Here is a 21,745-nt window from a genome sequence, read left to right as displayed (position 1 = left end):
GGGTTGTGGGGGGTTTCTCCCCCCTCCGGCCCGCAGCTGCGGGCTGAGCCCCGGAAAGGAAGATCTTGCGAGGGGCGTGCCCTTGGGGAAACGAATGTGAGCACGAGCACGTTCATACAACGGATATGTCTGCGAACCCGCGCACTGGGTAGGGCTGCGATGACCTGCCCCCTGAAAAGGAGCTCCCACGTGGCCGCTTCCGCGAACCTCCTCCTCTCCGCCCTCTCCAAACAGGTCTCGGACCCCGACTCGGGACTCGACGGATCCTGCTCCTGCGGCTGCCTCGAACCGCCCCTGACCAGCGAGCCGCCGCTCGCCGACGCCGCCCCCCTCACCAGCGAGCCCCCGCTCGCCGACGCCGCCCCGCTGACCAGCGAGCCGACCTCCACGGGCACGGCTTCGGGCCTGGACTACATGGGGGTCTAGATGCCCCCACCCGGAGCTGCCACCGGCGAACCATCCGGGCTTTCACGCCTCGCCGCCTGCCATGGCGTGGCGACTTCCTACTCCCCGTCCCCGGACCGCACGGTCCCGGCCGCGGACACCGCCGTCGTCGCGGCCCTGGCCGCCCTCGACGTGGACGCGACCACCCCCGAGGCGATCCGCGACGCCCTCACGGCGCACGAGACCGAGCAGCGGGCACGGCTGCTGCCGCCGACGGTGGTGATGTGGCAGGGCGGACCCGAGCGGGGCGCGCCCGAGCAAGGCGGTTGCGACCAGGGCGGTCGCGAGCAGGGCGGTCCCGGGCAGGGCGGTCCCGGGCAGGGCGGTCCCGAGCGGGCCGGTCCCGAGCGGGCCGGTCCCGGGCAGGCCGCGCCCGACCAAGGCAGTCGCGACCAGGGCGGTCGCGAGCAGGGCGGACCCGGGCAAGGCGGTCCCGGGCAGGCCGCGCCCGAGCGGGGTGCGCCCGAGCAGGGCGGGCCCGAGCAGGGCGGGCCCGAGCAGGGCGGGCCCGAGCAAGGCGGTCGCGAGCAGGGCGGGCCCCAGCGAGCCGTGCCCTGGGCAGGTCTGCCGGTCGGTACACGTATGGCGGTCCGCACCGAGCAGGGCGAGCGGCTGGAGTGGGAGATGCCCGGTGAGCCGCCGGCGCCGCTGCCGCACGGCGTGCACCGGATCCGGGCCACCGTCCCCGGCGGGCGGAGTGTTGGAGCGCACCTCATTGTCGCCCCCTACCGTCTCCCCGCCCCGCCCGAGCGGAACCACGGCCTGCTGGTCCAGCTCTACTCGCTGCTCTCCGCCCGCTGCTGGGGCATGGGCGACCTCGGCGACCTGGCCGAGCTCGTGGCCTGGTCAGGGCGGGCCTTCGGTGCCGGGTTCGTACAGGTCAACCCCTTGCACGCCGCGGTACCCAAACCACCGGACGGGCCGTCGGACCCCTCCCCGTACCGCCCCTCGTCGCGCCGCTTCCCCGACCCCGTACATCTGCGCATCGAGGAGATCCCCGAGTACGCGTACCTGCGGGGCGAGGCCCGCGACCGGGTCGACGCGCTCTCCCGCCGTGCCGGGCGGCTGCGCGAATCGGTCCTCCACGAGGGTGAGTTGATCGACCGTGACGCGGTCTGGGCGCTGAAGCTCGAAGCCCTGGAACTGATCGCGGAGGTCCCGCTCGGCCCCGGACGGAGGGCCGCCTACAACGCGTTCCTCGCCGAGCACGGCGAGGACCTCGAGGACCACGCCACCTGGTACGCGCTCGCCGAGCGGCACGGCCCCGACTGGCACGCCTGGCCCGCCCCGCTGCGGGACCCGGTCTCGTCACCGACCGCCCACGCCCGCCGCGACGCGATGGACCGCGTGGACTTCCACAGCCGCCTCGCCTGGCTCACCGACACCCAGCTCGCCACCGCGCAGCGCACCGCGCGCGACGCGGGCATGGACATCGGCCTCGTGCACGACCTCGCGGTCGGCGTGCACCCGGGTGGCGCCGACGCGTGGGCACAGCAACGGCACTTCGCCGCCCGCATGTCGGTCGGCGCCCCGCCGGACGCGTTCAACGCACGCGGCCAGGACTGGGGCCTGCCGCCCTGGCGCCCCGACCGCCTCGCCGAGTCCGGATACGCCCCCTACCGCGCCCTGTTGCGCGGACTGCTCCGGCACGCGGGCGCGCTCCGCGTCGACCACGTGATGGGGCTCTTCCGCCTCTGGTGGGTCCCCGAAGGCCACGCGCCCACGGACGGGACGTACGTCCACTACGACGCGGAGGCGATGCTCGCGGTCCTCTCCCTGGAGGCGCACCGCGCGGGCGCCCTCGTCATCGGCGAGGACCTCGGCACCGTGGCGCCCGGTGTCCGCGAGACCCTGCGCGGGCACGGCGTGCTCGGCACCTCCGTGCTCTGGTTCGAGCGGGACTGGGAGGGCACGGGGCGGCCGCTGCCGCCCGAGCGATGGCGCGCCGACTGCCTGGCCACCGCCACCACCCACGATCTGCCGTCCACCGCGGCCCGCATCACCGGCGAGCACGTCCAACTCCGGTACCGCCTTGGCCTGTTGACCCGCCCGGTGGAGGTGGAGGGGGTCGAGGCGGGGGCCGACGTGCGGGAGTGGCTCGGGCTCCTTGCCCGGCTCGGCATGCTGCCGGGCGGCGGCGGCCAGGAGGAGGACGAGATCCGTGCCGTCCACCGCTTCCTGCTGGCCACCCCGGCCCGCATGGTGGGCGTCTGGCTGCCGGACGCGGTCGGCGACCGGCGCCCGCAGAACCTGCCCGGCACCCTGGACGAGTATCCGAACTGGCGACTGCCGATCGCGGACGCCGCAGGACGCCCCGTCACCCTGGAGGAACTGGTCGCGTCACCCCGGCTGCACGCGTTCATGGATGTCTTCCGCGGCCGCGGCGCGGGCCGCGATCGCACTCGTACGGCACCCCCGGGCGCGCGCCCCGTTTAGCCGTTCGCTACGTTGGCACCGTGGACAAGAAGAACGCCCTGCGCGCCGGCGCCCTGGCTTCCGGTACGACGCTGATGATGCTGCTCATGTCGTCCCCCGCGCTCGCGCTCACGCGCGACGACGGTGACGACCCGGGTCCGGGCCTGAGCGTGATCGACACGCTCGGCCTCTATGTCGTGGCGCCCATCGTGCTGTTCCTGGTGATCGCGGGCCTCGTGATGGTCGGTGACAAGTCCCGCAAGCAGGAGAAGCAGGGCTGACGCCGCACTTCACTTACTGAGTTCTCCGTAGGGGGCGCTCTTCATCGACGTACGTACGCGACTGATGCGTACGTACGTCGCGAAGAGCGCCCCCTACGCGTTTTTCAGGGCCGCTTCAGGCCCGCCTCAGGGCTGCTCCGCCGTCAGATAGCGCTGCACCGTGGGGCCGAGCCAGTCCGCCATCTCCTCGCGGGTCAGCTCGACGGCCGGCGGGAACCGCAGCACGTAACGGGTCAGGGCCATGCCGAGGATCTGTGAGGCGACGAGCCCGGCCCGGGTCGGGGCGGCGGCGGGATCGGGGCAGACGCTCAGGGCCACCGGCAGCAGCTGCTGCCGGAAGATGGCCTGCGTGCGCTCGGCCCCCGCCGTGTTGGTGATCCCCGCGCGGAGCAGCGCGGTGAGCACGTCGACCTCGTCCCAGATGTCGATGAAGTGCGTGACGAGCACCCGCCCGATGTCCTCGCGCGGCGTGCGCGCGAGGTCGGGGAGGCGCAGGTCGACGGTCATGGCCGCCTCGAAGAGGCCTTCCTTGCTGCCGTAGTAGCGCATCACCATCGACGGGTCGATCTTCGCGTCCTTGGCGATGGCGCGGATGGTCGCGCGCTCGTACCCGTCGGCGGCGAACCGCTCGCGGGCCGCGGCGACGATGGCGGCGCGGGTGCTGTCGGAACGGCGGGCGGCCGGGGGCGTCGATGGCATGCCAACAAGCGTAGGCCAACACCTGTTGACAGTCCAGGGCGGCGGCTCTACGTTGGCCAACAAGCGTTGACCAACAAGCGTTGGCACCAGGAGGCAGCCATGAGCGGCACAACGGAGAACCTGGGCACCACCGAGAACAACGGCACCACCGAGAACAGCAGCACCAGCGCCGAGGGTGGCCGCACCGCCGACCCCGCCGACCCCGCCGACCCCGCCGTCATAGTCGTCGGTTCCGGACCCACCGGCCTGCTGCTCGCGGGCGACCTCGCCGTCGCGGGCGTACCGGTGACGGTCATCGAGAGGCGCGCCCCCGGGATCAGCAATCTGTCCCGCGCGATGGTGCTGCACGCCCGCACCCTGGAGCAGCTCGACGCCCGGGGCCTCGCCGACGAGGTCGAGGCCAAGGGGGAGGCGCTCGGTGCGCTGCGCGTCTTCCGGCACCTCTCCCTCGACCTCGAAGAGCTGCCCTCCCGCTTCCGCCACGTCCTCGTCCTGCCGCAGTACGAGGTGGAGAAGGTCCTGAAGCGGCGGGCGGACGACGCGGGCGTGCGCTTCGAGTACGACACCGAGGTCACCGGCCTGACCCAGGACGCGGACGGGGTGCGCCTTGAAGTCCGCGGCCCTGATGGGGAGTTGAGCACGCGCCGGGCCGCCTACGTCGTCGGCGCGGACGGGCTGCACAGCGGGGTGCGCGAGGCGATCGGCCTGCCCTTCCCCGGCAAGTCCGTGATCCGCTCGCTGGTCCTCGCCGACGTCAGGCTCGCCGAGAAGCCCGCCTCGATCCTCACGGTGAACGCCGCCGGTGACGCCTTCGCCTTCATCGCGCCCTTCGCCGACGGCTACTACCGCGTCATCGGCTGGAATCGCGCCCGCAACGTCCCCGACAGCGAGCCGCTCGACCTCGAAGAGGTCAAGGAGATCACCCGCAGCGCGCTCGGCCGCGACTACGGCATGCACGACGCCCGCTGGATGTCCCGCTTCCACAGCGACGAGCGGCAGGCGCCCGCCTACCGGGTCGGCCGGGTCTTCCTCGCCGGTGACGCCGCGCACGTCCACAGCCCGGCCGGCGGCCAGGGCATGAACACCGGCCTCCAGGACGCCGCGAACCTCAGCTGGAAGCTGGTCGCTGCGGTCGAAGGGCGGGCCCCGGAAGGGCTGTTGGACAGCTACCAGACCGAGCGGCACCCCGTCGGCAAGGCGGTCCTGCGCAGCAGCGGCGGCATGGTCAGGCTCGCGATGGCCAAGCGCCCGTGGACGCTGGCCGCCCGCGCCGCGGTCGCCGCCTTCGTCAACCGCGTCCCGCGGGCCCGCGCCAAGGTGCTCGGCCAGATCACGGGCGTCGGCTACACCTACCCGGCCCCCAAGGGCGCCCACGGCCTCACCGGTCACCGGGCCCCGGACGTCGCACTCAAGGAGGGGCGGCTCTACGAGGCGCTGCGCGAGGGCGAGTTCGTACTGATCGCTCCGGAGGGCGCGGAGTTCGAGCCGGCCTCGCGCGGCCGGGCCGTGGTGGCGCACTGGGCCGGCGACCGGCGCACGACGGTCCTGGTCCGCCCCGACGGATACGTCGCGTGGGCGTCGGATGAGGCGGACGCGGGGGCGGTGGGGGCGGCGCTCACGGAATGGGGAACGAACTAGAACCAAACTAAACCATCATTCAATTTACCTTAACGGAAAGGTCGAAAAGTTTCGATGGACCTGACTGGTCGGGAGGTGCGACGGTAGTCCCGCAACCGACCCCCGGGGCCGCCCGGGAGAGAGACAAGGGATACAACGTGACCGTCCTGGACCGGACCCCCCTCACCACCGCGTCGACCGCGACGACGAGCGAGCCGAAGCGGGTGCCGCGCGCCGCCCGCCCGATCGGCGTCGGCCTCGCCCTCGCGGCGCTCGCCACGGTCGTCTGGTCGGGCAGCTTCGTCACCTCCCGGGCCCTGCACGACAGCGTGCCGCCCATCCAGCACGCCTTCTGGCGCTGGATCATCGCCATCGCGGCCGTGGCACCGTTCGCGGCACGGCAGACCTGGCGGCAACGGGCCCTGCTCCGCAGGCACTTCCGCTTTCTGCTCCTGGCGTCCTTCCTGGGCATCACCGTCTACAACACCCTGGTGAACCAGGCGGCGATGACCACCACCGCGGGCAACATGGGCATGATCATGGCTGCTTCGCCGGTCCTGATGGCGGTGTACGAACGCGTCGGCGGCACCCGGCTCGGGGCGCGCCGCGTGACGGGCATGCTGATCGCCTGCGCGGGTGTCCTGATCCTCGTCTCCGGGGGCTCCCTCTCCATGGACTTCGCGGTCGGCGACCTGTGGGTGATCGCGGGGGCGATCGCCTTCGGTTCGTACAGCGCGCTGCTCAAGCGCAAGCCCGCCGAGATCGGTGGACTGCCGTTCCTCTTCGCGGCGTTCGTGCTCGGCGCGCTGCTGCTGCTTCCGGTGTTCGTGGCCAGCTATGTCGTCCAGGGCGGCTTCGAGCCGACGGTCGGCACGGTCTCCCCGCTCCTGTACGTGGGTGTGGTGTCGTCCGCGGTCGCCTTCTTCGCCTGGAACAAGGCGATCTCGATCATCGGCGCGGCCCGTGCCGGGGTCGTCTACTACCTCCAGCCGGTGTGCGTGGCGCTGCTGTCCTTCGCGGTGCTCGGCGAGGCGATGGGGTGGCTGCAGGTCATGTGCATGGGGCTGATCCTGGGCGGGGTCGTGCTGGGGTCCGCGGGGCGGGCGAAGTGACGGTTCGCGGGGGCGGGCGATAAAGGGGGCGACGCCGATGGGCGTCGCCCTTACGCTCACGCGCATGACGACAACGATCAGCGAATCGGCCCGGCGGATCCTCGACGCGACGAACCCGGCGGTCCTCGGGACGGTCAGCCCCGACGGCAGCCCGCAGACCTCCGTGGTGTGGGCGGGGTGGGACGGCGACGACCTCGTCATCTCCTCCCAGGAGGGGCGCCGCAAGGTGCTGAACGCACGGAGCGAGCCGCGGGTGAGCCTGACGGTGTACGACAGGGCGGACCCGTTGCGGTACGTGGAGGTGCGGGGGACGGCCACGGTGAGCGTGGACGCGGACCGGAAGGTGGCGGCCGGACTCGCCGAGGCGTACGAGGGGGCCGGGGCGGGACAGGAGTACCTCGACCTGCCCCCGGAGGTCGTCAGGGTCGTCATCCGCATCACCCCGCGGAAGGTGCTCGGCAGTGCGGCGCGCTGACCCGCTCGACCCGGTCGGTACGTTGGCCCCATGAGCGAGTGGGACATCAAGAAACTGCAGATCCTGCGTACGTTGAGCGAGCGGGGCACGGTGACCGCGACGGCGCAGGCGCTGCGGATGACGCCGTCGGCGGTGTCGCAGCAGCTGTCCAACCTCGCGAAGCAGCTGGGGGTGCCGCTCCTTGAGGCGCACGGGCGCCGGGTGCGCCTGACGGACGCAGCGCACCTGGTGCTCCGGCACGCGGAGGCGGTCTTCGCTCAACTGGAGCGTGCGGACGCCGAGTTGGCGGCGTACGCGCACGGGGAGGCCGGGGAGGTGCGGGTCGGGGCCTTCTCGACCGCTGTGCCCGCGCTCGTCGTGCCGGCGGTGCGGGCGCTGCGGGCGGCGGCGCCGGGGATCTCGGTACGGGTGCGGGAGGCCGAGGCGGCGGAGGCGTACGAGCTCCTCGCGGCGGGGGAGGTGGACGTGGCGCTGTCCCTCGCCGTCCAGGCACCGGCCTCGCCCGACGCGGACACGCGCTTCACCCGGGAGTCCCTGCTCGCCGACCCGCTGGACGTGGCGCTGCCCGGGGATCATCCGCTGGCGTCGGCGGAGGGGCTGCGGCTCGCCGATCTCGCGGGTGAGCCGTGGATCTTCGGGGGAAGCGGGCCGTGGTCCGAGATCACGCGGGCGGCGTGCGAGGGGGCGGGCTTCTCGCCGGAACAGGCGCACTCCGCCTCCGGCTGGACGGCGATCCTCGCCATGGTGGAGGCGGGAATGGGGGTGGCGCTGGTCCCGAGGATGGCGGCGGCAAGACGTGACGGCGTGACGATGCGAGAACTCTCCGCCGACAGGCCTCGCCGCCATGTGGTGGCAGCGGTCCGCCGAGGCGCGGCGGCAGGCGCGGCGATCTCCCGAGTCCTGACCGCCCTCCGCGAGGCGGTCCCGGAGCGGGGCGAAGTCAAGCCACCCACCCCGCCCAGGTAACGACTTGGTGGCCGCCGACGCCCTCGCTATTGACGCCCCCGTCACGCCGGAATTACCTTCCTCACACCCAATAGGAAAGTTTCCTAACAGTGCGGCGCCGGTACGGTCCGTACAGCACTAGTACGGCATGTACGGGACGGCGCAAGGGCGAGGAGCAGCTCATGGGTGGGTCGACCGGGGGTTCGCCCCGAGGCGCGGCGGACGGAACGACCCGCGGTGCGACCGGCGGCGGCTCCACACCAGGCACCCCCCGGGTCCTGCGCGCGATGAACGACCGCGCCGCCCTCGACCTGCTGCTCGCGCACGGACCTCTGTCGCGAACGAAGATCGGCAAGCTCACCGGGCTCTCGAAGCCCACGGCTTCACAGCTTCTCGCCCGGCTCGAAGCGGCGGGGTTGGTGAAGGCCACAGGGACGACCGAGGGCCGGCCAGGGCCCAACGCCCAGTTGTACGGCGTCAATCCGAGCGCCGCCTACGCCGCAGGGCTCGACGTCAACCCCGACCGCATCCGCGCCGCCGTCGCCGACGTCACGGGAAAGACCGTCGGCGAGTTCCGGCTCCCGACGCCCGGCCGCCGCGCCGAACCCGTCGTACGCCAGGTGACCGAGGCGCTCGACGGCGCGGTGAAGGCCGCCGGGCTCGCCCGTTCCGACGTCCACCGGCTGGTCATCGGCACCCCCGGCGCCTTCGACCCCAACACCGGCCGCCTCCGGTACGCCTCGCACCTGCCCGGCTGGCACTTCGCCACCCTCCTCGACGAACTCGCGGCCGCGCTCCCGATGCCCGTCGAGTACGAGAACGACGTGAACCTCGCCGCGATCGCCGAGCAGCGGCTCGGTGCGGCGAGAGAGCATGAAGACTTCGTGCTGCTGTGGAATCAGGAAGGGCTCGGCGCCGCCCTCGTCATCGGGGGACGGCTGCACCGCGGCTGGACCGGCGGCGCGGGCGAGATCGGGTTCCTGCCCGTCCCCGGCGCCCCTCTCGTACGGCAGGTCACCAAGGCCAATAGTGGTGGTTATCAAGAGCTTGCCGGGTCGCAGGTCATTCCGAAGCTCGCGCGTGATCTCGGGATCTCGCCCATTCCCCACGGGCCGTACGCCGAAGTCGCCGCCGCCCTCGTCGCGCAGGCCGCCGCCGTCGACGAGGGGCCCCACCGGCAGCTCCTGGAGACGTACGCGACCGGCCTCGCCACCGGTCTCGCCTCGCTCATCGCCGTATTCGATCCCGAACTCGTCGTCCTCAGCGGCTCATTGCACACCGCGGGCGGCGAGCCGCTGCGTCAGCTGATCCAGGCCGAGCTCGACGAGCTGGCCGTCTCACGTCCCCGTCTCGTGGTCGGCGATGTCGCCGAACACCCCGTGCTGCGCGGCGCGTTGGAGAGCGCGCTGGCAGCCACCCGTGACGAGGTCTTCGACACCTCGCGCTGAATCCCGTCCCCGCACCCCTGACGTAACCCCTCGTCCGAGCCCGTCCTGCCCAGGGAGTACTCCGTCATGCCCGAAAACAGCCGCGCGACCGCCGTCGCGCTCGCCGCGACCGCCTCCATAGTCCTGCTCGCGACCACCGCCTGTACGGGGCAGAGCGGTTCGGGTGCGGACGACGACGCGTCCAAAGAGACGACGATCAACTTCTGGCACGGCTGGAGCGCGCCGTCCGAGGTGAAGGCCGTACAGGCGAATGTCGACGCCTTCGAGAAGGCGCACCCCAATATTCACGTCAAGGTCGTCGGGAACATGAACGACGACAAGATCAATCAGGCGTTGCGTGCGGGTGGTTCGAAGGCCCCGGACGTCGTCTCCTCCTTCACCACCAACAACGTCGGCAAGTTCTGCTCTTCGGGCGCGTGGGTCGACCTCGACCCGTTCTTCAAGAAGGACGGGATCGATCCGGAGAAGACCTTCCCGAAGACCATGAACGAGTACACGCAGTTCGAGGGCAACCGCTGCGCCGCCCCGCTCCTCAGCGACGCGTACGGCCTCTACTACAACAAGGACGAGTTCAAGAAGGCCGGCATCAAGAGCCCGCCGAAGACCTGGTCCGAATTCACCTCCGTCGCCAAGAAGTTGACCAAGGCGAAGGGTGACTCCTACGAGCAGCTCGGGTTCATGCCGAACTATCACGGCTATGAGTCGAAGACCGAGCACTACTTCGCCCAGTGGTCCCCCACGTACTTCGACAAGGACGGCAAGTCGAACGTCGCCAAGGATCCGGCCTTCGTCGACGGATTCACGTATCAGAAGAAGCTTGTCGATGAACTCGGCGGCTATCAGCAGCTGGAGAAGTACCGGTCGACGTTCGGTGACGAGTGGGGTGCCAAGCATCCCTTCCACACCGGCCAGGTCGCGATGCAGATGGACGGCGAGTGGCGGCTCGGCATGGCGAAGGAGGCCAAGGTCGGATTCGACATCGGCGTCGCCCCGCTGCCCGTTCCCGATGACCAGAAGGAGACGTATGGCAAGGGCTATGTCATCGGCACCATCGCCGGTATCGCCGCCACGAGCAAGAAGCAGAACGCCTCGTGGGAGCTGGTCAAATACATGACCACGAACACGGACGCCGTCGTGGACTTCGCCAACGCCATCCACAATGTGCCGTCCACACACGCCGCCCTGAAGTCGCCGAAGCTGAAGTACGACCCGCGCTTCAAGACGTTCCTGGACATCGCCGAGAACCCGGACTCGACGACGACTCCCGCTTCGATCAACGGAGGTCCCTACCTCGTCTCCCTCCAGAACCTCGGATTCGACTTCGAGAAGGGCAAGCAGAAGGATCTGAAGGCCGGTCTGGAGAAGACCGCCGACGAGATCGACACAGACATCGAGCAGGCGAAGTAGCCGTCGTCCGATGAGTACGTATACGTTGCGCTCGAAGCGGCGGCGCTCGGCGCTGCGGACCGCCGCCTTCATGTCTCCCTGGCTGATCGGCTTCGCGGTCTTCTTCGCCTATCCGCTGATCTCGACCGTCTATTTCTCGTTCATGCACTACGACGGCTTCAAGCCGCCGACCTGGACGGGAACGGACAACTGGTCCTACGTCTTCGCGGACTACCCGCTGTTCTGGCCAGCGCTGCGCAACACGCTGTGGCTGGTCGTCGTCATGGTCTCCTGCCGGGTCGTCTTCGGCATCGGGATCGGGCTTCTCATCACCAAGATCAAGACTGGTGCGGGTGTCTTCCGGACTCTCTTCTATCTGCCCTATCTTGCGCCGCCTGTCGCCGCGACCATGGCCTTTGCCTTCCTACTCAACCCCGGTACGGGGCCCGTCAATTCGCTGCTCGGCGATCTCGGTCTTCCCACCCCGGGCTGGTTCAACGACGCCGCCTGGTCCAAGCCCGCCCTCACGATGCTCGCCCTCTGGGGCATCGGCGACCTCATGGTCATCTTCATGGCAGCGCTGCTCGACGTACCGAAGGAGCAGTACGAGGCCGCCGAACTGGACGGCGCGTCCTCATGGCAGCGGTTCCGCTTCGTGACGCTGCCGAACATCTCGCCGATCGTGATGTTCGCGGTGGTCACGGGCGTGATCCAGACCATGCAGTACTACACACAACCCCTGGTCGCGGGGAAGGTCGCGTCCGGCGTGATCGGCGGCTCCGGGCAGCAGTTCGAGCCCGGCTACCCGGACAAGTCGACGCTGACCCTGCCGCAGCTCGTCTACAACCTCGGCTTCCAGCGCTTCGACTACGGCTCCGCCTGTGTGATCGCGCTCGTGCTCTTCGCCCTGGCCATGGCGTTCACCGCGCTTCTCATGCGGCGGCGCGGCGGCCTCATCCAGGCAGGTGACTGACCATCATGGTCCAACTACTGGAACGTAAGCCTGAGTTGAGCGGGGGCGTCATCACTCCCGCCGCCCGCACCGCACGCCGCAAGGCCCTCCTGAACTGGATCGCCGTGCACACGCTCGGCGTCGCCGTGGCGCTGTTCTTCGTGCTGCCGTTCGTCTTCGTCCTCCTCACCTCGCTGATGAGCGACCAGCAGGCCCTCACCCGGGATCTGACCCCGGACACCTGGGAGTGGTCGAACTACAGCAAGGTCTTCGACACCCCGGGCTTCCTGACCTGGTGGCGAAACACCTTGCTGTACGCGGGACTTGGCACCCTCCTGACGGTGGTGTCCTCGCTGCCCGTGGCGTACGCGCTCGCCAAGTTCCGCTTCAAGGGCCGCAATCTCTCCCTGATGCTGGTCATCTCGATGATGATGCTGCCGCCGCAGGTCATCGTCATCCCGATGTACCTGTTCTGGGCCAAGCAACTCGATCTGTCCGGCACGCTCTGGCCGCTGATCATCCCGATGGCGTTCGGCGACGCGTTCTCCATCTTCCTGCTGCGGCAGTTCCTGATGACCATCCCGAACGAGTACATCGACGCCGCGAAGGTCGACGGCTGCGGCGAGCTCAGGACCCTGCTCAGGGTCGTCCTGCCGATGGCCAAGCCCGGCATCGCCGCCGTCGCCCTTTTCCAGTTCTTCTACGCCTGGAACGACTACTTCGGGCCGCAGATCTACGCGTCCGAGAACCCGGGCGCCTGGACCCTTTCGTACGGCCTGGAGTCGTTCAAGGGCGCGCACCACACCGACTGGAATCTGACCATGGCCGCGACCCTGCTGGTCATGGCCCCTGTGATCCTCGTGTTCTTCTTCGCACAGAAGGCGTTCGTCGAGGGTGTCACGCTGACCGGAGTGAAGGGCTGACCATGAAACTCGCCGTGGTGGGCGGAGGATCCACCTACACCCCCGAACTCATCGACGGATTCGCCCGGTTGAGGGACACGCTCCCCATCGAGGAGCTGGTCCTCGTCGACCCGGCGGCCGACCGCCTCGACCTGGTCGGCGGCCTTGCCCGGCGGATCTTCGCCAAGCAGGGCCACCCGGGCCGGATCGTCACCACCGCCGACCTGGACGCGGGCGTGGAGGGCGCCGACGCGGTCCTGCTCCAGCTGCGCGTCGGCGGTCAGGCCGCGCGCGGCCAGGACGAGACCTGGCCGCTGGAGTGCGGCTGCGTCGGCCAGGAGACGACGGGCGCGGGCGGCCTCGCCAAGGCGCTGCGGACGGTCCCGGTGGTCCTGGACATCGCCGAACGCGTACGGCGTACGAATCCTCACGCCTGGATCATCGACTTCACCAACCCGGTGGGTATCGTCACCCGCGCCCTCCTCCAGGCCGGACACAGGGCGGTCGGCCTCTGCAACGTGGCGATCGGCTTCCAGCGGAAGTTCGCGAAGCTCCTCGACGTGACCCCCGCCGACGTCCACCTCGACCACGTGGGCCTGAACCACCTCACCTGGGAGACGGCGGTACGCCTCGGCGGCCCCGAAGGCGAGAACGTACTCCCCAGGCTGCTCGCCGAGCACGGCGACGCGATCGCGGCGGACCTGCGCCTGCCGCGCCACGTCCTCGACCGCCTCGGTGTCGTCCCCTCCTACTACCTGCGCTACTTCTACGCCCACGACGAGGTCGTACGCGAACTGCGTACGAAGCCGTCGCGGGCCTCCGAAGTCGCCGCGATGGAGAGTGAATTGCTGAGGATGTACGGCGATCCGGCCCTCGACGAGAAGCCGGAACTGCTCGCCGAGCGGGGCGGGGCCTTCTACTCGGAGGCCGCGGTGGACCTGGCGGCGGCGCTGCTCGCCGGCGGAGGCAGCCCGTACCAGGTGGTGAACACCTACAACGGCGGCACGCTGCCGTTCCTGCCGGACGACGCGGTCATCGAGGTGCAGGCCGCTGTCGGCACGAAGGGCGCGACGCCGCTCGCCGTGCCCGAACTCGACCCGTTGTACGCCGGGTTGATCGCCAACGTCACCGCGTACGAGGACCTGGCCCTGGAGGCGGCGCTGCGCGGCGGCCGTGACCGTGTCTACCGCGCGCTTCTCGCCCACCCCCTGATCGGCCAGTTCGAGTACGCCGAGCAGCTCACCGATCAGCTGGTCGCGCACAACCGGGAGCACCTCGCGTGGGCATGAGCGGTTCCGTATCCGGGTCGGTTCTCGCGATCGACGCGGGCAACAGCAAGACCGACGTCGCGTTGGTCGCAGCGAGCGGCACGGTCGTCGCGGCGGCGCGCGGCGGCGGGTTCCAGCCGCCGGTGGTGGGCGTCGAGACCGCGGTGGACGTCCTGGAGTCGGCGGTGCGCGAGGTGTTCGCGAGCGCCGGGGCCTCCGGCGCCGACCATGTCTCGGCGTGCCTGGCGAACGCCGATCTCCCGGTGGAGGAGGAGCAGTTGGCGGCCGCGCTCGACGCGCGCGGCTGGGGCGCGAGTGTGACCGTACGCAACGACACCTTCGCGATCCTGCGGGCGGGGGTCGCCGAGCCGCGCGGGGTCGCCGTGGTGTGCGGCGCGGGCATCAACTGCGTGGGCATGCGCCCGGACGGCCGCACGGCCCGCTTCCCCGCGATCGGGCGGATCTCCGGTGACTGGGGCGGCGGCTGGGGCCTCGCGGAGGAGGCCCTGTGGCACGCGGCCCGCGCGGAGGACGGACGCGGCGGCCCCACGTCGCTCGCGCGCACCCTTCCGGCGCACTTCGGACTGCCGTCCATGTACGCCTTGATCGAGGCTCTGCACCTGTCCCGGATAGACGAGCTGCGGCGGCACGAGCTGACGCCGGTCCTCTTCGCCACGGCGGTGGAGGGGGACACGGTGGCACGGGCCATTGTGGACCGGCTCGCGGAGGAGGTGGTGGCGATGGCGAGCGTCGCCCTGACCCGCCTCGACCTCCTGGAGGAGGAGACGCCGGTGCTCCTCGGCGGCAGCGTGCTGGCTGCGGGGCATGCCCAACTGGACGACGGCATCAGCTCATTGCTGGCCTCACGCGCCCCGAAGGCGGTCCCCCGTGTGGTGTCCGTACGCCCCGTACTGGGGGCGGCGCTGCTGGGGCTTGACCATGTGGGGGCGCCGGCGGGGGCGTTGGAGCGGGTGCGGCGGTTCTACGAACCCGGGGGAACGAATCGCAGCCCCGCCTCCTCCGCAAGGTGACCGTCGCCCAGCTCTCCCTGCGCGCGCTCGCCGATGAGGAGACAGCCCGCCTGGTCCGCGCCGCGCAACGTGGCGACACCCTCGCCCTGGCGAGAGCACATTGGCAGGGCAGGGAACCGAACCGTCCTGAATCGCGTATTCAAGGGCAGGGGTGGTGCGCGATCTTCGCGTCGATCGAGGGACGGTCGTCCGGGCAGGCTGATCCGAACAAGATCCAGTCAATGCCTGTGCGGATGTCAGTCCCTGCGGCAATACTTGCGGCCGTGCACTTCCTCCCGCGCCGCGCACGGCGGGCGGAGGTGACCGTCCGATGACCGAGGGGGAGGTCGAGGTCAAGGTGACATACCCGCCGAACGGCAGCGCCGCGCCGCCAGGACAGGCAGCGCCGACGATGCCCGCCGTCCCGCCTCAAACGGGCTCCGCGCACGCTGCGCCGGCCGCGCAGCCGACGGCTCCCGCACCCCCGCGCAGGCCCGCGTGGATCGAGGGCCGGGACCGGCTGCGCGCGGCCGCGACGACGGAGCCGGGCAAGCTGCGCATCATCGGCGCCGTGCTCGCGCTGCTCGTCGTGGCGTTCGGCGCGGTCACCACCTGGCAGATGACCAGCCGTTCGGACGCCGCGAACAGCGTGCTGAACCGCAGCCAGCCGCTGAGCGCCGACGCCGCGGCCATCTACCGCTCCCTCGCGGACGCCAACACGGCGGCCTCCAGCGGCTTCCTGGCGGGCGGCCAGGAACCGGCCGACGTGCGCGACCGGTACAAGCGCGACATCAAGACCGCTTCGGAGAAGCTGGCGAACGCCGCGTCGAACGCGGGCTCCGGCTCTTCGGCGGCGACGTCCGTGGCCAAGCTGAACAAGCTGCTTCCGGAGTACACCGGCCTGATCGAGCGCGCCCGCGCGAGCAACCGCCAGGGCCTCCCGCTCGGCGGCGCCTATCTGCGCTACGCCAACGACAAGATGCAGAAGCAGATGCTCCCGGCCGCGGAGAAGCTCTACACCGCGGAGAACCAGCGGCTGAGCGCCGACTACGACGACGCGAAGCCGTACCCGTGGTTCGCCATCGCCCTCGGTCTCCTCGCGCTCGCCGCACTCGTCTTGGCCCAGCGGCGCAACTACCAGCGGACGAACCGCGTGTTCAACCACGGCCTGGTCGCCGCGACGACCGCATCCGCGGTCGTGCTGCTCTGGCTCCTCGCCGGGCACACCTTCGCGCGGTCGGGGCTCAGCGATTCGTACGACCACGGCGTGAAGTCCCTGAACGTCCTGAACGACGCCCGCATCGACTCGCTCAAGGCCCGCGGCAACGAGAACCTGACACTGGTCAGCCGGGGCGCCGAGACCGTCGAGGTCGGCACGGGCGACGACGCGGAGATCAAGGACAAGTTCGACGTCGACTACCAGGCGTCGATGAAGCGGCTCGGCAGCGCCGACACCGGGCTGCTCGGCAAGGCCGTGGCCATCGCCGACGACGACGCGGGCAAGAACCCCGTCAAGGACGCCGCGAAGAACGTGTCGGTCTGGAAGGACCGCCACAAGACCGCGCGGGACATCGATGACGCGGGCAACTACAAGGGCGCGCTCGACAAGATCGTCGGCGACAAGAAGGACGAGCCGACCGGCGAGTGCTTCGACAACGTCGACGACGCCCTTGAGGTCGCGCTCGCCCACGAGCAGCGCGAGTTCAAGCAGGCGGCCGATGACGGCAGGAGCGCGATGGCGGGCCTTCCGGTCGGTGCCGCCGTACTCGCGGTGCTCGCCGCCGCCGGTGCCGTGCTCGGCATCGGGCGCAGGCTGTCGGAGTACCGGTGAGAGGGGGCGAGCGGACGATGCGTACGCGAGGACGTGCGAGGCTGCGCGGCTGGGGCGGAGCTGCCGCCATGGCGGTGGCCTGTGCCCTCACGGGCTCCCTCGTGCTCGTGCTGCCGGAGGCGGGTGGCGCGGCCGGTGACGGCGACGACGGTGCGCGCCGCGCGGGCCAGGGCTCATCGGCTGCCGCTCCCGCGCGCGTCGAGGAGTGCGAGAAGCCGGAGGCCAGCCTGTCGCCGGACGACGAGGACGGCCCGACGATCGACGCGATCCGGGCCCGCAAGGTCAAGAAGCTGATCATCGGCGTCGACCAGAACAGCTACCGCTGGGGCTATCGCGACCCGAACAAGAAGACGGCGACGCTCGAAGGCTTCGACATCGACCTGGCGCACAAGATCGCCGAGGAGATCCTCGGCGACCGCGACGCCGTGCTCTTCCGCGCCATCCCGACCAACCAGCGTGTCAAGGCGATCCAGAGCGGCCAGGTCGACATGGTCGTACGGACGATGACGATCACCTGCGAGCGCGAGAAGGAAGTGGCGTTCTCCACCGCCTACTTCAAGACCGGTCAGCAGGTCCTCGCCCCCAAGTCGTCGGACATCACCGGGTTCGACGACTCGCTCGACGGCAAGAGGGTCTGCTCCGCGAAGGGTTCGACCGCGCTCACCAAGCTCGAGGAACTCAAGAAGAAGGGCCTCGATGCCGACATCGGGACTACGGTTCCGAACCAACTCGACTGCCTGGTAAGGCTCCAGCTCGGTGAGGTGGACGCCGTCGTGACGGACAGCGCGCTCGCCGCGAGCCAGGCCGCCCAGGACCCGACGGTCGAGCTGAAGGGCGACGCGCCGCTCAACACGGAGTACTACGGCGTGGCGATGAAGAAGCCGGAGAAAGGCGCGGACGATCTGGTGCGGCGGGTCAACCAAGTCCTTGAGGACTACCGCAAGGACAAGGACAACGGCTGGCAGAAGTCGTACGACGACTGGCTCGAGCCCGCCCTCGGCACATCGGCGGGACCGCCCGCACCTACGTACACCGACTGACCCCAAGTGCACGGCAACGCAGAGCGGAGAGGTGATCGATGAGCGTCGCGGGACCCCCCGGTCCTGTGATGGACCGGGACGAGGTGGACCGTGCGCTGGCGCGGCTCGACGCCGAGCACGAGGCGATCGAGACCTCGCTCCTCGCCCTGCAGGATCACGCGGGCCGCCGGCTCCTGGAGGGTGCGGGCCTGACCGGCACCACCCAGGAGCGCTGGACGGCCACAGAGCGGCAGATCACCCTGCTCTGGGCGTACTTCGACGCGTACGCGGGTGCGCTGCGCACCGCCCGCGACATCCGGGCCCGCAGACGCTGGCCCAACCGTGACGACCTGACGGAGCTCACCGAGCTGCTGCGCGGGGAGAGCGTCACGGTCGCCGGCGGCGCCGCCCCCGCGCCGTCGTCGTCGATCACCGGCCCCGCCAAGCTCACCGAACGCTTCACGCTCGCCGACCTCGTCGCGCGGATGAACGACCTGTACGCGCACTCGCTCGACATGGTCGTCGCCGCCGACGCGGTGTGGTCGGCGCTGCCCGCCCGGATCGACCTCCTGGCGGCGGAGCTGCAGCGCACCCGCCAGCTCGCGCACTCCGTGGGCGTGCGGCCCGGCGAGCATCCGGCGGGCGACGACCTGGAGCGGATCACCGCGGAGCTGACGCTGCTTCGCGAGCAGGTGGTGACCGATCCGCTGGCCTTCTGGCAGCCCGCGACGGGCAGTTCGGCCCCCGGCGGCGGCCGCCCGCACACCGAGCGGTACGACCGCGAGGCGCGCGCCCTGGAGGACGTACGCCGGGAGATCGACGCGGTGCTCACCGTCCGGCAGGACGCGGAGCTGCGGCTCGGCAGGCTGCGCGACGTGCTCTCCCGCGCGGACCGCACGCTCGCCGAGGCGCGGTCCGCGCGCGGGGAGGTCCTCGCCAAGATCGCCGCCTCCGAGGTGCCCGCGGTGAGCGGCCCGCCGACGGTGCTGCAGGAGCAGCTGGCCATGGCGTCCGACTACCGCAGGCACGCCCAGTGGCACCGCCTCTCCCCGCTCCTGGAGTCCCTGGAGCAGAAGGCCGAGGACGAACTCCTTCGCGCCCGCGAGTCGTTGACGGCCGTCACCCAGCCCCTCGCGGTCCGCGCCGAGCTGCGCGGCCGCCTCGACGCCTACAAGGCGAAGGTCGCCCGGCTCGGCCACGCGGAGGACCCGCTCCTGGTCGAGCGGTACGACGCGGCGCGCCGGATGCTGTGGAGCGCGCCCTGTGACCTGCGCGTCGCCGAGCAGGCGGTCCTGCGCTATCAGCAGGCGGCCGCCGAAGTCCTTGCACCGAGGGTGCCGCAACAGGGCGGTCCCACCGACCGGAGGGGGGAAGCATGAGTGAGCAGCGGAAGTGCCAGCGACCCGGATGCGCGGGGTCGTACGAGGACATGGGCGGCGGCGAGCTGTACTGCGACACCTGTGGCCTGGCCCCGGTCGTCTCGCCGAACGGCATGGTGTCATCGCCCCCGACCGGCATCACGGGCGGCGGCAAGGGTTCCAACAGCAGCAGCTCCAGGTCGAGTTCGCGTGCCTCGTCGCGTTCGTCGCGCTCCCAGTCCTCACGCCGCTCGGTGTCGGGGCGGCTCTCGCGTTCCCTGTCCGGCAGTACTGCGTCGTCGCGTTCGGTCTCGGTGCGCAGCTCGGGCTCTGCGGCCGGTTCGTCCGGGCGCGGCAGGCTGGGAGTCGGCCTGGTGCAGGTGCCGGAGGTGCCGCGCCCCGACCCGCGCCAGGCGGTGCAGGAGAACCCGGAGGTGCCCGAGCGGAAGCGGTTCTGCTCGCGCTCGGACTGCGGGGCGCCGGTGGGCCGCGCCCGCGGTGACCGGCCGGGTCGCACGGAGGGCTTCTGCACCAAGTGCGGTCACCCGTACTCGTTCGTGCCGAAGCTGAACCAGGGCGACATCGTGCACGGTCAGTACGAGGTCGTGGGCTGTCTGGCGCACGGCGGCCTCGGCTGGGTCTATCTGGCCATCGACCGTGCGGTGTCCGACCGTTGGGTGGTCCTCAAGGGCCTGCTCGACACGGGCGACCAGGACGCGATGGCCGCGGCGATCTCCGAGCGCCGCTTCCTCGCCGAGATCGAGCACAGCAACATCGTCCGCATCTACAACTTCGTCGAGCACCTCGACCAGCGCACGGGCTCCATGGACGGCTACATCGTCATGGAGTACGTCGGCGGAAAGTCCCTGAAGGAGATCGCCAACGGCCGCCGCACCGCGGAGGGGAAGCGCGATCCGCTGCCGGTGGAGCAGGCCTGTGCGTTCGGCATCGAGGCGCTCGAGGCGCTCGGGCATCTGCACAGCCGCAATCTTCTGTACTGCGACTTCAAGGTCGACAACGCGATCCAGACCGAGGACCAGCTCAAGCTGATCGACATGGGCGCGGTCCGCCGGATGGACGACGAGGAATCGGCGATCTACGGCACGGTCGGCTATCAGGGCCCCGAAGTCGCCGAGGCGGGCCCTTCGGTGGCCTCGGACCTCTACACGGTGGCGCGCACCCTCGCGGTGCTCACCTTCGACTTCCAGGGCTATACGAACGTGTTCGTGGACTCCCTGCCGGACCCCGACAACATCGAGGTCTTCCGCAAGTACGAGTCGTTCTACCGGCTGTTGGTGCGCGCCACCGACCCGGACCCGGCCCGCAGGTTCGCCTCCGCACAGGAGATGGCGGAGCAGCTCACGGGCGTCCTGCGGGAGGTCGTCGCGTTGCAGACGGGGCGGCCGAGGCCCGCGCTCTCCACGCTGTTCGGGCCCGAAGTGAAGGTCACGGACACGGAGTTGTTCACCGAGCTCACCGGGGACGTATCGAGCCTCGGGGCGCGTGCGCTGCCCGTGCAGCGGCGCGGTGGCCGACCCGAGCTGACCGCGGGCAACGGCGGTCCACCGCCGCCGGTCCCGGCCGCACCGCCCGCCCGGATCGTCCGCCACCTCGACGCGCCGGCGACGTCGCTCGCCCTTCCGGTGCCCCGCGTCGACCCGAACGACCCGAACGCGGGCTTCCTCGCCGGGCTCATGGCCTCAGCGCCCGCCGAGCTGATCACCGCGCTGCGGGCCGCGCCCGCCGAATCGGTGGAGCTGCGGCTGCGCGGCCTTCGCGCCCGGCTGTCCATGGGTGAACTGGACTCGGCAGCCCAGGCGTTGGCGGAGCTCGAAGTGCAGCATCCGGACGACTGGCGGGTGGTCTGGTACCGGGGCATCGCCTCACTGGCGACCGGTGACCACGAGACGGCGGCGCTGTCCTTCGACGCCGTGTACGACGCGTTCCCCGGCGAGCCCGCGCCCAAGCTGGCCCTCGGTGTCTGCGCGGAGGTCCTGGGGCAGCTGGACAACGCGGCCGAGTACTACCGCCTGGTGTGGACCACCGACCCGAGCTATGTCAGCGCGGCGTTCGGCCTGGCCCGCGTGCAGCTGGCGGCGGGCGACCGGCGGGGCGCCGTGAGCACCCTGGAGTCGGTGCCGGAGGCCTCGATCCACTACACGGCGGCCCGGGTGGCCGCGGTCCGGGCGAGGCTGCGGCAACGTCTGGCGCAGGACACCGCGCCGCCGCCCGGCGGCGCTCTGCCCGACTTCCTCGGCGATCTGACGGCGGCCGCGGGGCAGGTGGAGGCCCTTGCGGGCTTCGGTCTCGACGCGGTGCGCCGGGAGCGTCTGTCGACCGAGGTCCTCGGCACGGCGCTGGACTGGGTACTCTCCGGTAGTCACTCTGGTCACGCCGCCGCGCCGCCTACGGCGTCGTCCGGCTCGCGGACCGTGCTCCTTGGCAGCGACCTCGACGAGCGCGGACTCCGCTTCGGCCTCGAGCGCTCGTACCGAACGCTTGCCCGGCTCGCCCAGGGTGGCGAGGAGAGGATCGAACTGGTGGAACGGGCCAACCGATTCCGCCCCCGGACGTGGGTGTGAA

18 protein-coding genes are annotated in these 21,745 nt (G+C 70.9%); 17 read left to right on the top strand and 1 reads right to left on the bottom strand.

Annotation, left to right across the window (positions count from 1 at the left end; all coding sequences use genetic code 11):
- Positions 1–189: 189 nt before the first annotated feature.
- From AB0O76_RS02285 to AB0O76_RS02275, 3 genes are read left to right on the top strand one after another with little or no spacing between them, the layout of a single operon-like run.
- A complete protein-coding gene (locus AB0O76_RS02285; RefSeq protein ID WP_266866893.1) occupies positions 190–426 on the top strand; it encodes a hypothetical protein in 237 nt (78 codons plus the stop codon).
- The gene (malQ, locus tag AB0O76_RS02280) at positions 427–2,880 is read left to right on the top strand and encodes a 4-alpha-glucanotransferase (RefSeq protein WP_365484201.1); all 2,454 of its coding nucleotides are present in this window, start codon (positions 427–429) and stop codon (positions 2,878–2,880) included.
- Positions 2,881–2,900: 20 nt separating this feature from the next.
- Positions 2,901–3,140, top strand: a complete 240-nt coding sequence (locus tag AB0O76_RS02275) for a hypothetical protein (protein WP_160505069.1) — start codon at positions 2,901–2,903, stop codon at positions 3,138–3,140.
- Between the two features lie 126 nt (positions 3,141–3,266).
- On the opposite strand, the gene AB0O76_RS02270 is transcribed toward AB0O76_RS02275, so the two are convergent.
- On the bottom strand, positions 3,267–3,839 hold the full coding sequence (locus tag AB0O76_RS02270; RefSeq protein WP_365484198.1) for a TetR family transcriptional regulator: 573 nt from the start codon (positions 3,837–3,839) through the stop codon (positions 3,267–3,269).
- A gap of 99 nt (positions 3,840–3,938) precedes the next feature.
- On the opposite strand from AB0O76_RS02270, the gene AB0O76_RS02265 reads away from it, so the two are divergent.
- From AB0O76_RS02265 to AB0O76_RS02200, 14 genes are all read left to right on the top strand, one after another.
- Complete coding sequence (locus AB0O76_RS02265) at positions 3,939–5,477, top strand: FAD-dependent monooxygenase (RefSeq protein ID WP_365484195.1); 1,539 nt, start codon at positions 3,939–3,941, stop codon at positions 5,475–5,477.
- 203 nt (positions 5,478–5,680) lie between these two features.
- Positions 5,681–6,568, top strand: coding sequence for a DMT family transporter (locus AB0O76_RS02260; RefSeq protein WP_365484441.1), 888 nt, complete (start codon positions 5,681–5,683; stop codon positions 6,566–6,568).
- A 64-nt stretch (positions 6,569–6,632) separates the two neighbouring features.
- The gene (locus tag AB0O76_RS02255) at positions 6,633–7,043 is read left to right on the top strand and encodes a PPOX class F420-dependent oxidoreductase (RefSeq protein ID WP_365484192.1); all 411 of its coding nucleotides are present in this window, start codon (positions 6,633–6,635) and stop codon (positions 7,041–7,043) included.
- Positions 7,044–7,073: 30 nt separating this feature from the next.
- Positions 7,074–8,009, top strand: coding sequence for a LysR family transcriptional regulator (locus AB0O76_RS02250; protein WP_365484189.1), 936 nt, complete (start codon positions 7,074–7,076; stop codon positions 8,007–8,009).
- 266 nt (positions 8,010–8,275) lie between these two features.
- Positions 8,276–9,436: an ROK family transcriptional regulator gene (locus AB0O76_RS02245; protein WP_365484438.1), complete on the top strand. Its 1,161-nt coding sequence runs from the start codon at positions 8,276–8,278 to the stop codon at positions 9,434–9,436.
- Positions 9,437–9,502: 66 nt separating this feature from the next.
- Positions 9,503–10,843 (top strand): ABC transporter substrate-binding protein, encoded by a 1,341-nt coding sequence (locus AB0O76_RS02240; protein ID WP_365484186.1) that lies wholly within the window; start codon positions 9,503–9,505, stop codon positions 10,841–10,843.
- Positions 10,844–10,853: 10 nt separating this feature from the next.
- A complete protein-coding gene (locus tag AB0O76_RS02235; protein WP_365484183.1) occupies positions 10,854–11,795 on the top strand; it encodes a sugar ABC transporter permease in 942 nt (313 codons plus the stop codon).
- A gap of 5 nt (positions 11,796–11,800) precedes the next feature.
- A complete protein-coding gene (locus AB0O76_RS02230; protein WP_365484180.1) occupies positions 11,801–12,697 on the top strand; it encodes a carbohydrate ABC transporter permease in 897 nt (298 codons plus the stop codon).
- A gap of 2 nt (positions 12,698–12,699) precedes the next feature.
- On the top strand, positions 12,700–13,965 hold the full coding sequence (locus AB0O76_RS02225) for a 6-phospho-beta-glucosidase (protein WP_365484178.1): 1,266 nt from the start codon (positions 12,700–12,702) through the stop codon (positions 13,963–13,965).
- Positions 13,962–14,975, top strand: a complete 1,014-nt coding sequence (locus AB0O76_RS02220; RefSeq protein WP_365484176.1) for a BadF/BadG/BcrA/BcrD ATPase family protein — start codon at positions 13,962–13,964, stop codon at positions 14,973–14,975. Before AB0O76_RS02225 ends, AB0O76_RS02220 begins: the two co-directional genes overlap by 4 nt.
- Before the next feature lie 337 nt (positions 14,976–15,312).
- Positions 15,313–16,785: a hypothetical protein gene (locus tag AB0O76_RS02215; protein WP_365484435.1), complete on the top strand. Its 1,473-nt coding sequence runs from the start codon at positions 15,313–15,315 to the stop codon at positions 16,783–16,785.
- 17 nt (positions 16,786–16,802) lie between these two features.
- Complete coding sequence (locus AB0O76_RS02210) at positions 16,803–17,825, top strand: glutamate ABC transporter substrate-binding protein (protein ID WP_365484173.1); 1,023 nt, start codon at positions 16,803–16,805, stop codon at positions 17,823–17,825.
- Positions 17,826–17,863: 38 nt separating this feature from the next.
- Positions 17,864–19,183, top strand: a complete 1,320-nt coding sequence (locus tag AB0O76_RS02205) for a hypothetical protein (protein WP_365484171.1) — start codon at positions 17,864–17,866, stop codon at positions 19,181–19,183.
- Positions 19,180–21,744, top strand: coding sequence for a tetratricopeptide repeat protein (locus AB0O76_RS02200; RefSeq protein WP_365484168.1), 2,565 nt, complete (start codon positions 19,180–19,182; stop codon positions 21,742–21,744). The genes AB0O76_RS02205 and AB0O76_RS02200 overlap by 4 nt, the downstream gene beginning before the upstream one ends.
- Position 21,745 lies beyond the last annotated feature (1 nt).

The organism is Streptomyces sp. NPDC086554 (genome assembly GCF_040686095.1).
GTDB lineage: Bacteria > Actinomycetota > Actinomycetes > Streptomycetales > Streptomycetaceae > Streptomyces.
This window is presented reverse-complemented; position numbering and strand designations above follow the sequence as displayed.

What these genes read in the sequence shown, in the direction of transcription:
- malQ (WP_365484201.1), top strand. Translation starts at nt 427, where the DNA reads ATGCCCCCACCCGGAGCTGCCACCGGCGAACCATCCGGGCTTTCACGC.
- AB0O76_RS02270 (WP_365484198.1), bottom strand. Translation starts at nt 3,839, where the DNA reads ATGCCATCGACGCCCCCGGCCGCCCGCCGTTCCGACAGCACCCGCGCC.
- AB0O76_RS02265 (WP_365484195.1), top strand. Translation starts at nt 3,939, where the DNA reads ATGAGCGGCACAACGGAGAACCTGGGCACCACCGAGAACAACGGCACC.
- AB0O76_RS02255 (WP_365484192.1), top strand. Translation starts at nt 6,633, where the DNA reads ATGACGACAACGATCAGCGAATCGGCCCGGCGGATCCTCGACGCGACG.
- AB0O76_RS02250 (WP_365484189.1), top strand. Translation starts at nt 7,074, where the DNA reads ATGAGCGAGTGGGACATCAAGAAACTGCAGATCCTGCGTACGTTGAGC.
- AB0O76_RS02245 (WP_365484438.1), top strand. Translation starts at nt 8,276, where the DNA reads ATGAACGACCGCGCCGCCCTCGACCTGCTGCTCGCGCACGGACCTCTG.
- AB0O76_RS02240 (WP_365484186.1), top strand. Translation starts at nt 9,503, where the DNA reads ATGCCCGAAAACAGCCGCGCGACCGCCGTCGCGCTCGCCGCGACCGCC.
- AB0O76_RS02235 (WP_365484183.1), top strand. Translation starts at nt 10,854, where the DNA reads ATGAGTACGTATACGTTGCGCTCGAAGCGGCGGCGCTCGGCGCTGCGG.
- AB0O76_RS02230 (WP_365484180.1), top strand. Translation starts at nt 11,801, where the DNA reads ATGGTCCAACTACTGGAACGTAAGCCTGAGTTGAGCGGGGGCGTCATC.
- AB0O76_RS02225 (WP_365484178.1), top strand. Translation starts at nt 12,700, where the DNA reads ATGAAACTCGCCGTGGTGGGCGGAGGATCCACCTACACCCCCGAACTC.
- AB0O76_RS02220 (WP_365484176.1), top strand. Translation starts at nt 13,962, where the DNA reads ATGAGCGGTTCCGTATCCGGGTCGGTTCTCGCGATCGACGCGGGCAAC.
- AB0O76_RS02210 (WP_365484173.1), top strand. Translation starts at nt 16,803, where the DNA reads ATGCGTACGCGAGGACGTGCGAGGCTGCGCGGCTGGGGCGGAGCTGCC.
- AB0O76_RS02205 (WP_365484171.1), top strand. Translation starts at nt 17,864, where the DNA reads ATGAGCGTCGCGGGACCCCCCGGTCCTGTGATGGACCGGGACGAGGTG.
- AB0O76_RS02200 (WP_365484168.1), top strand. Translation starts at nt 19,180, where the DNA reads ATGAGTGAGCAGCGGAAGTGCCAGCGACCCGGATGCGCGGGGTCGTAC.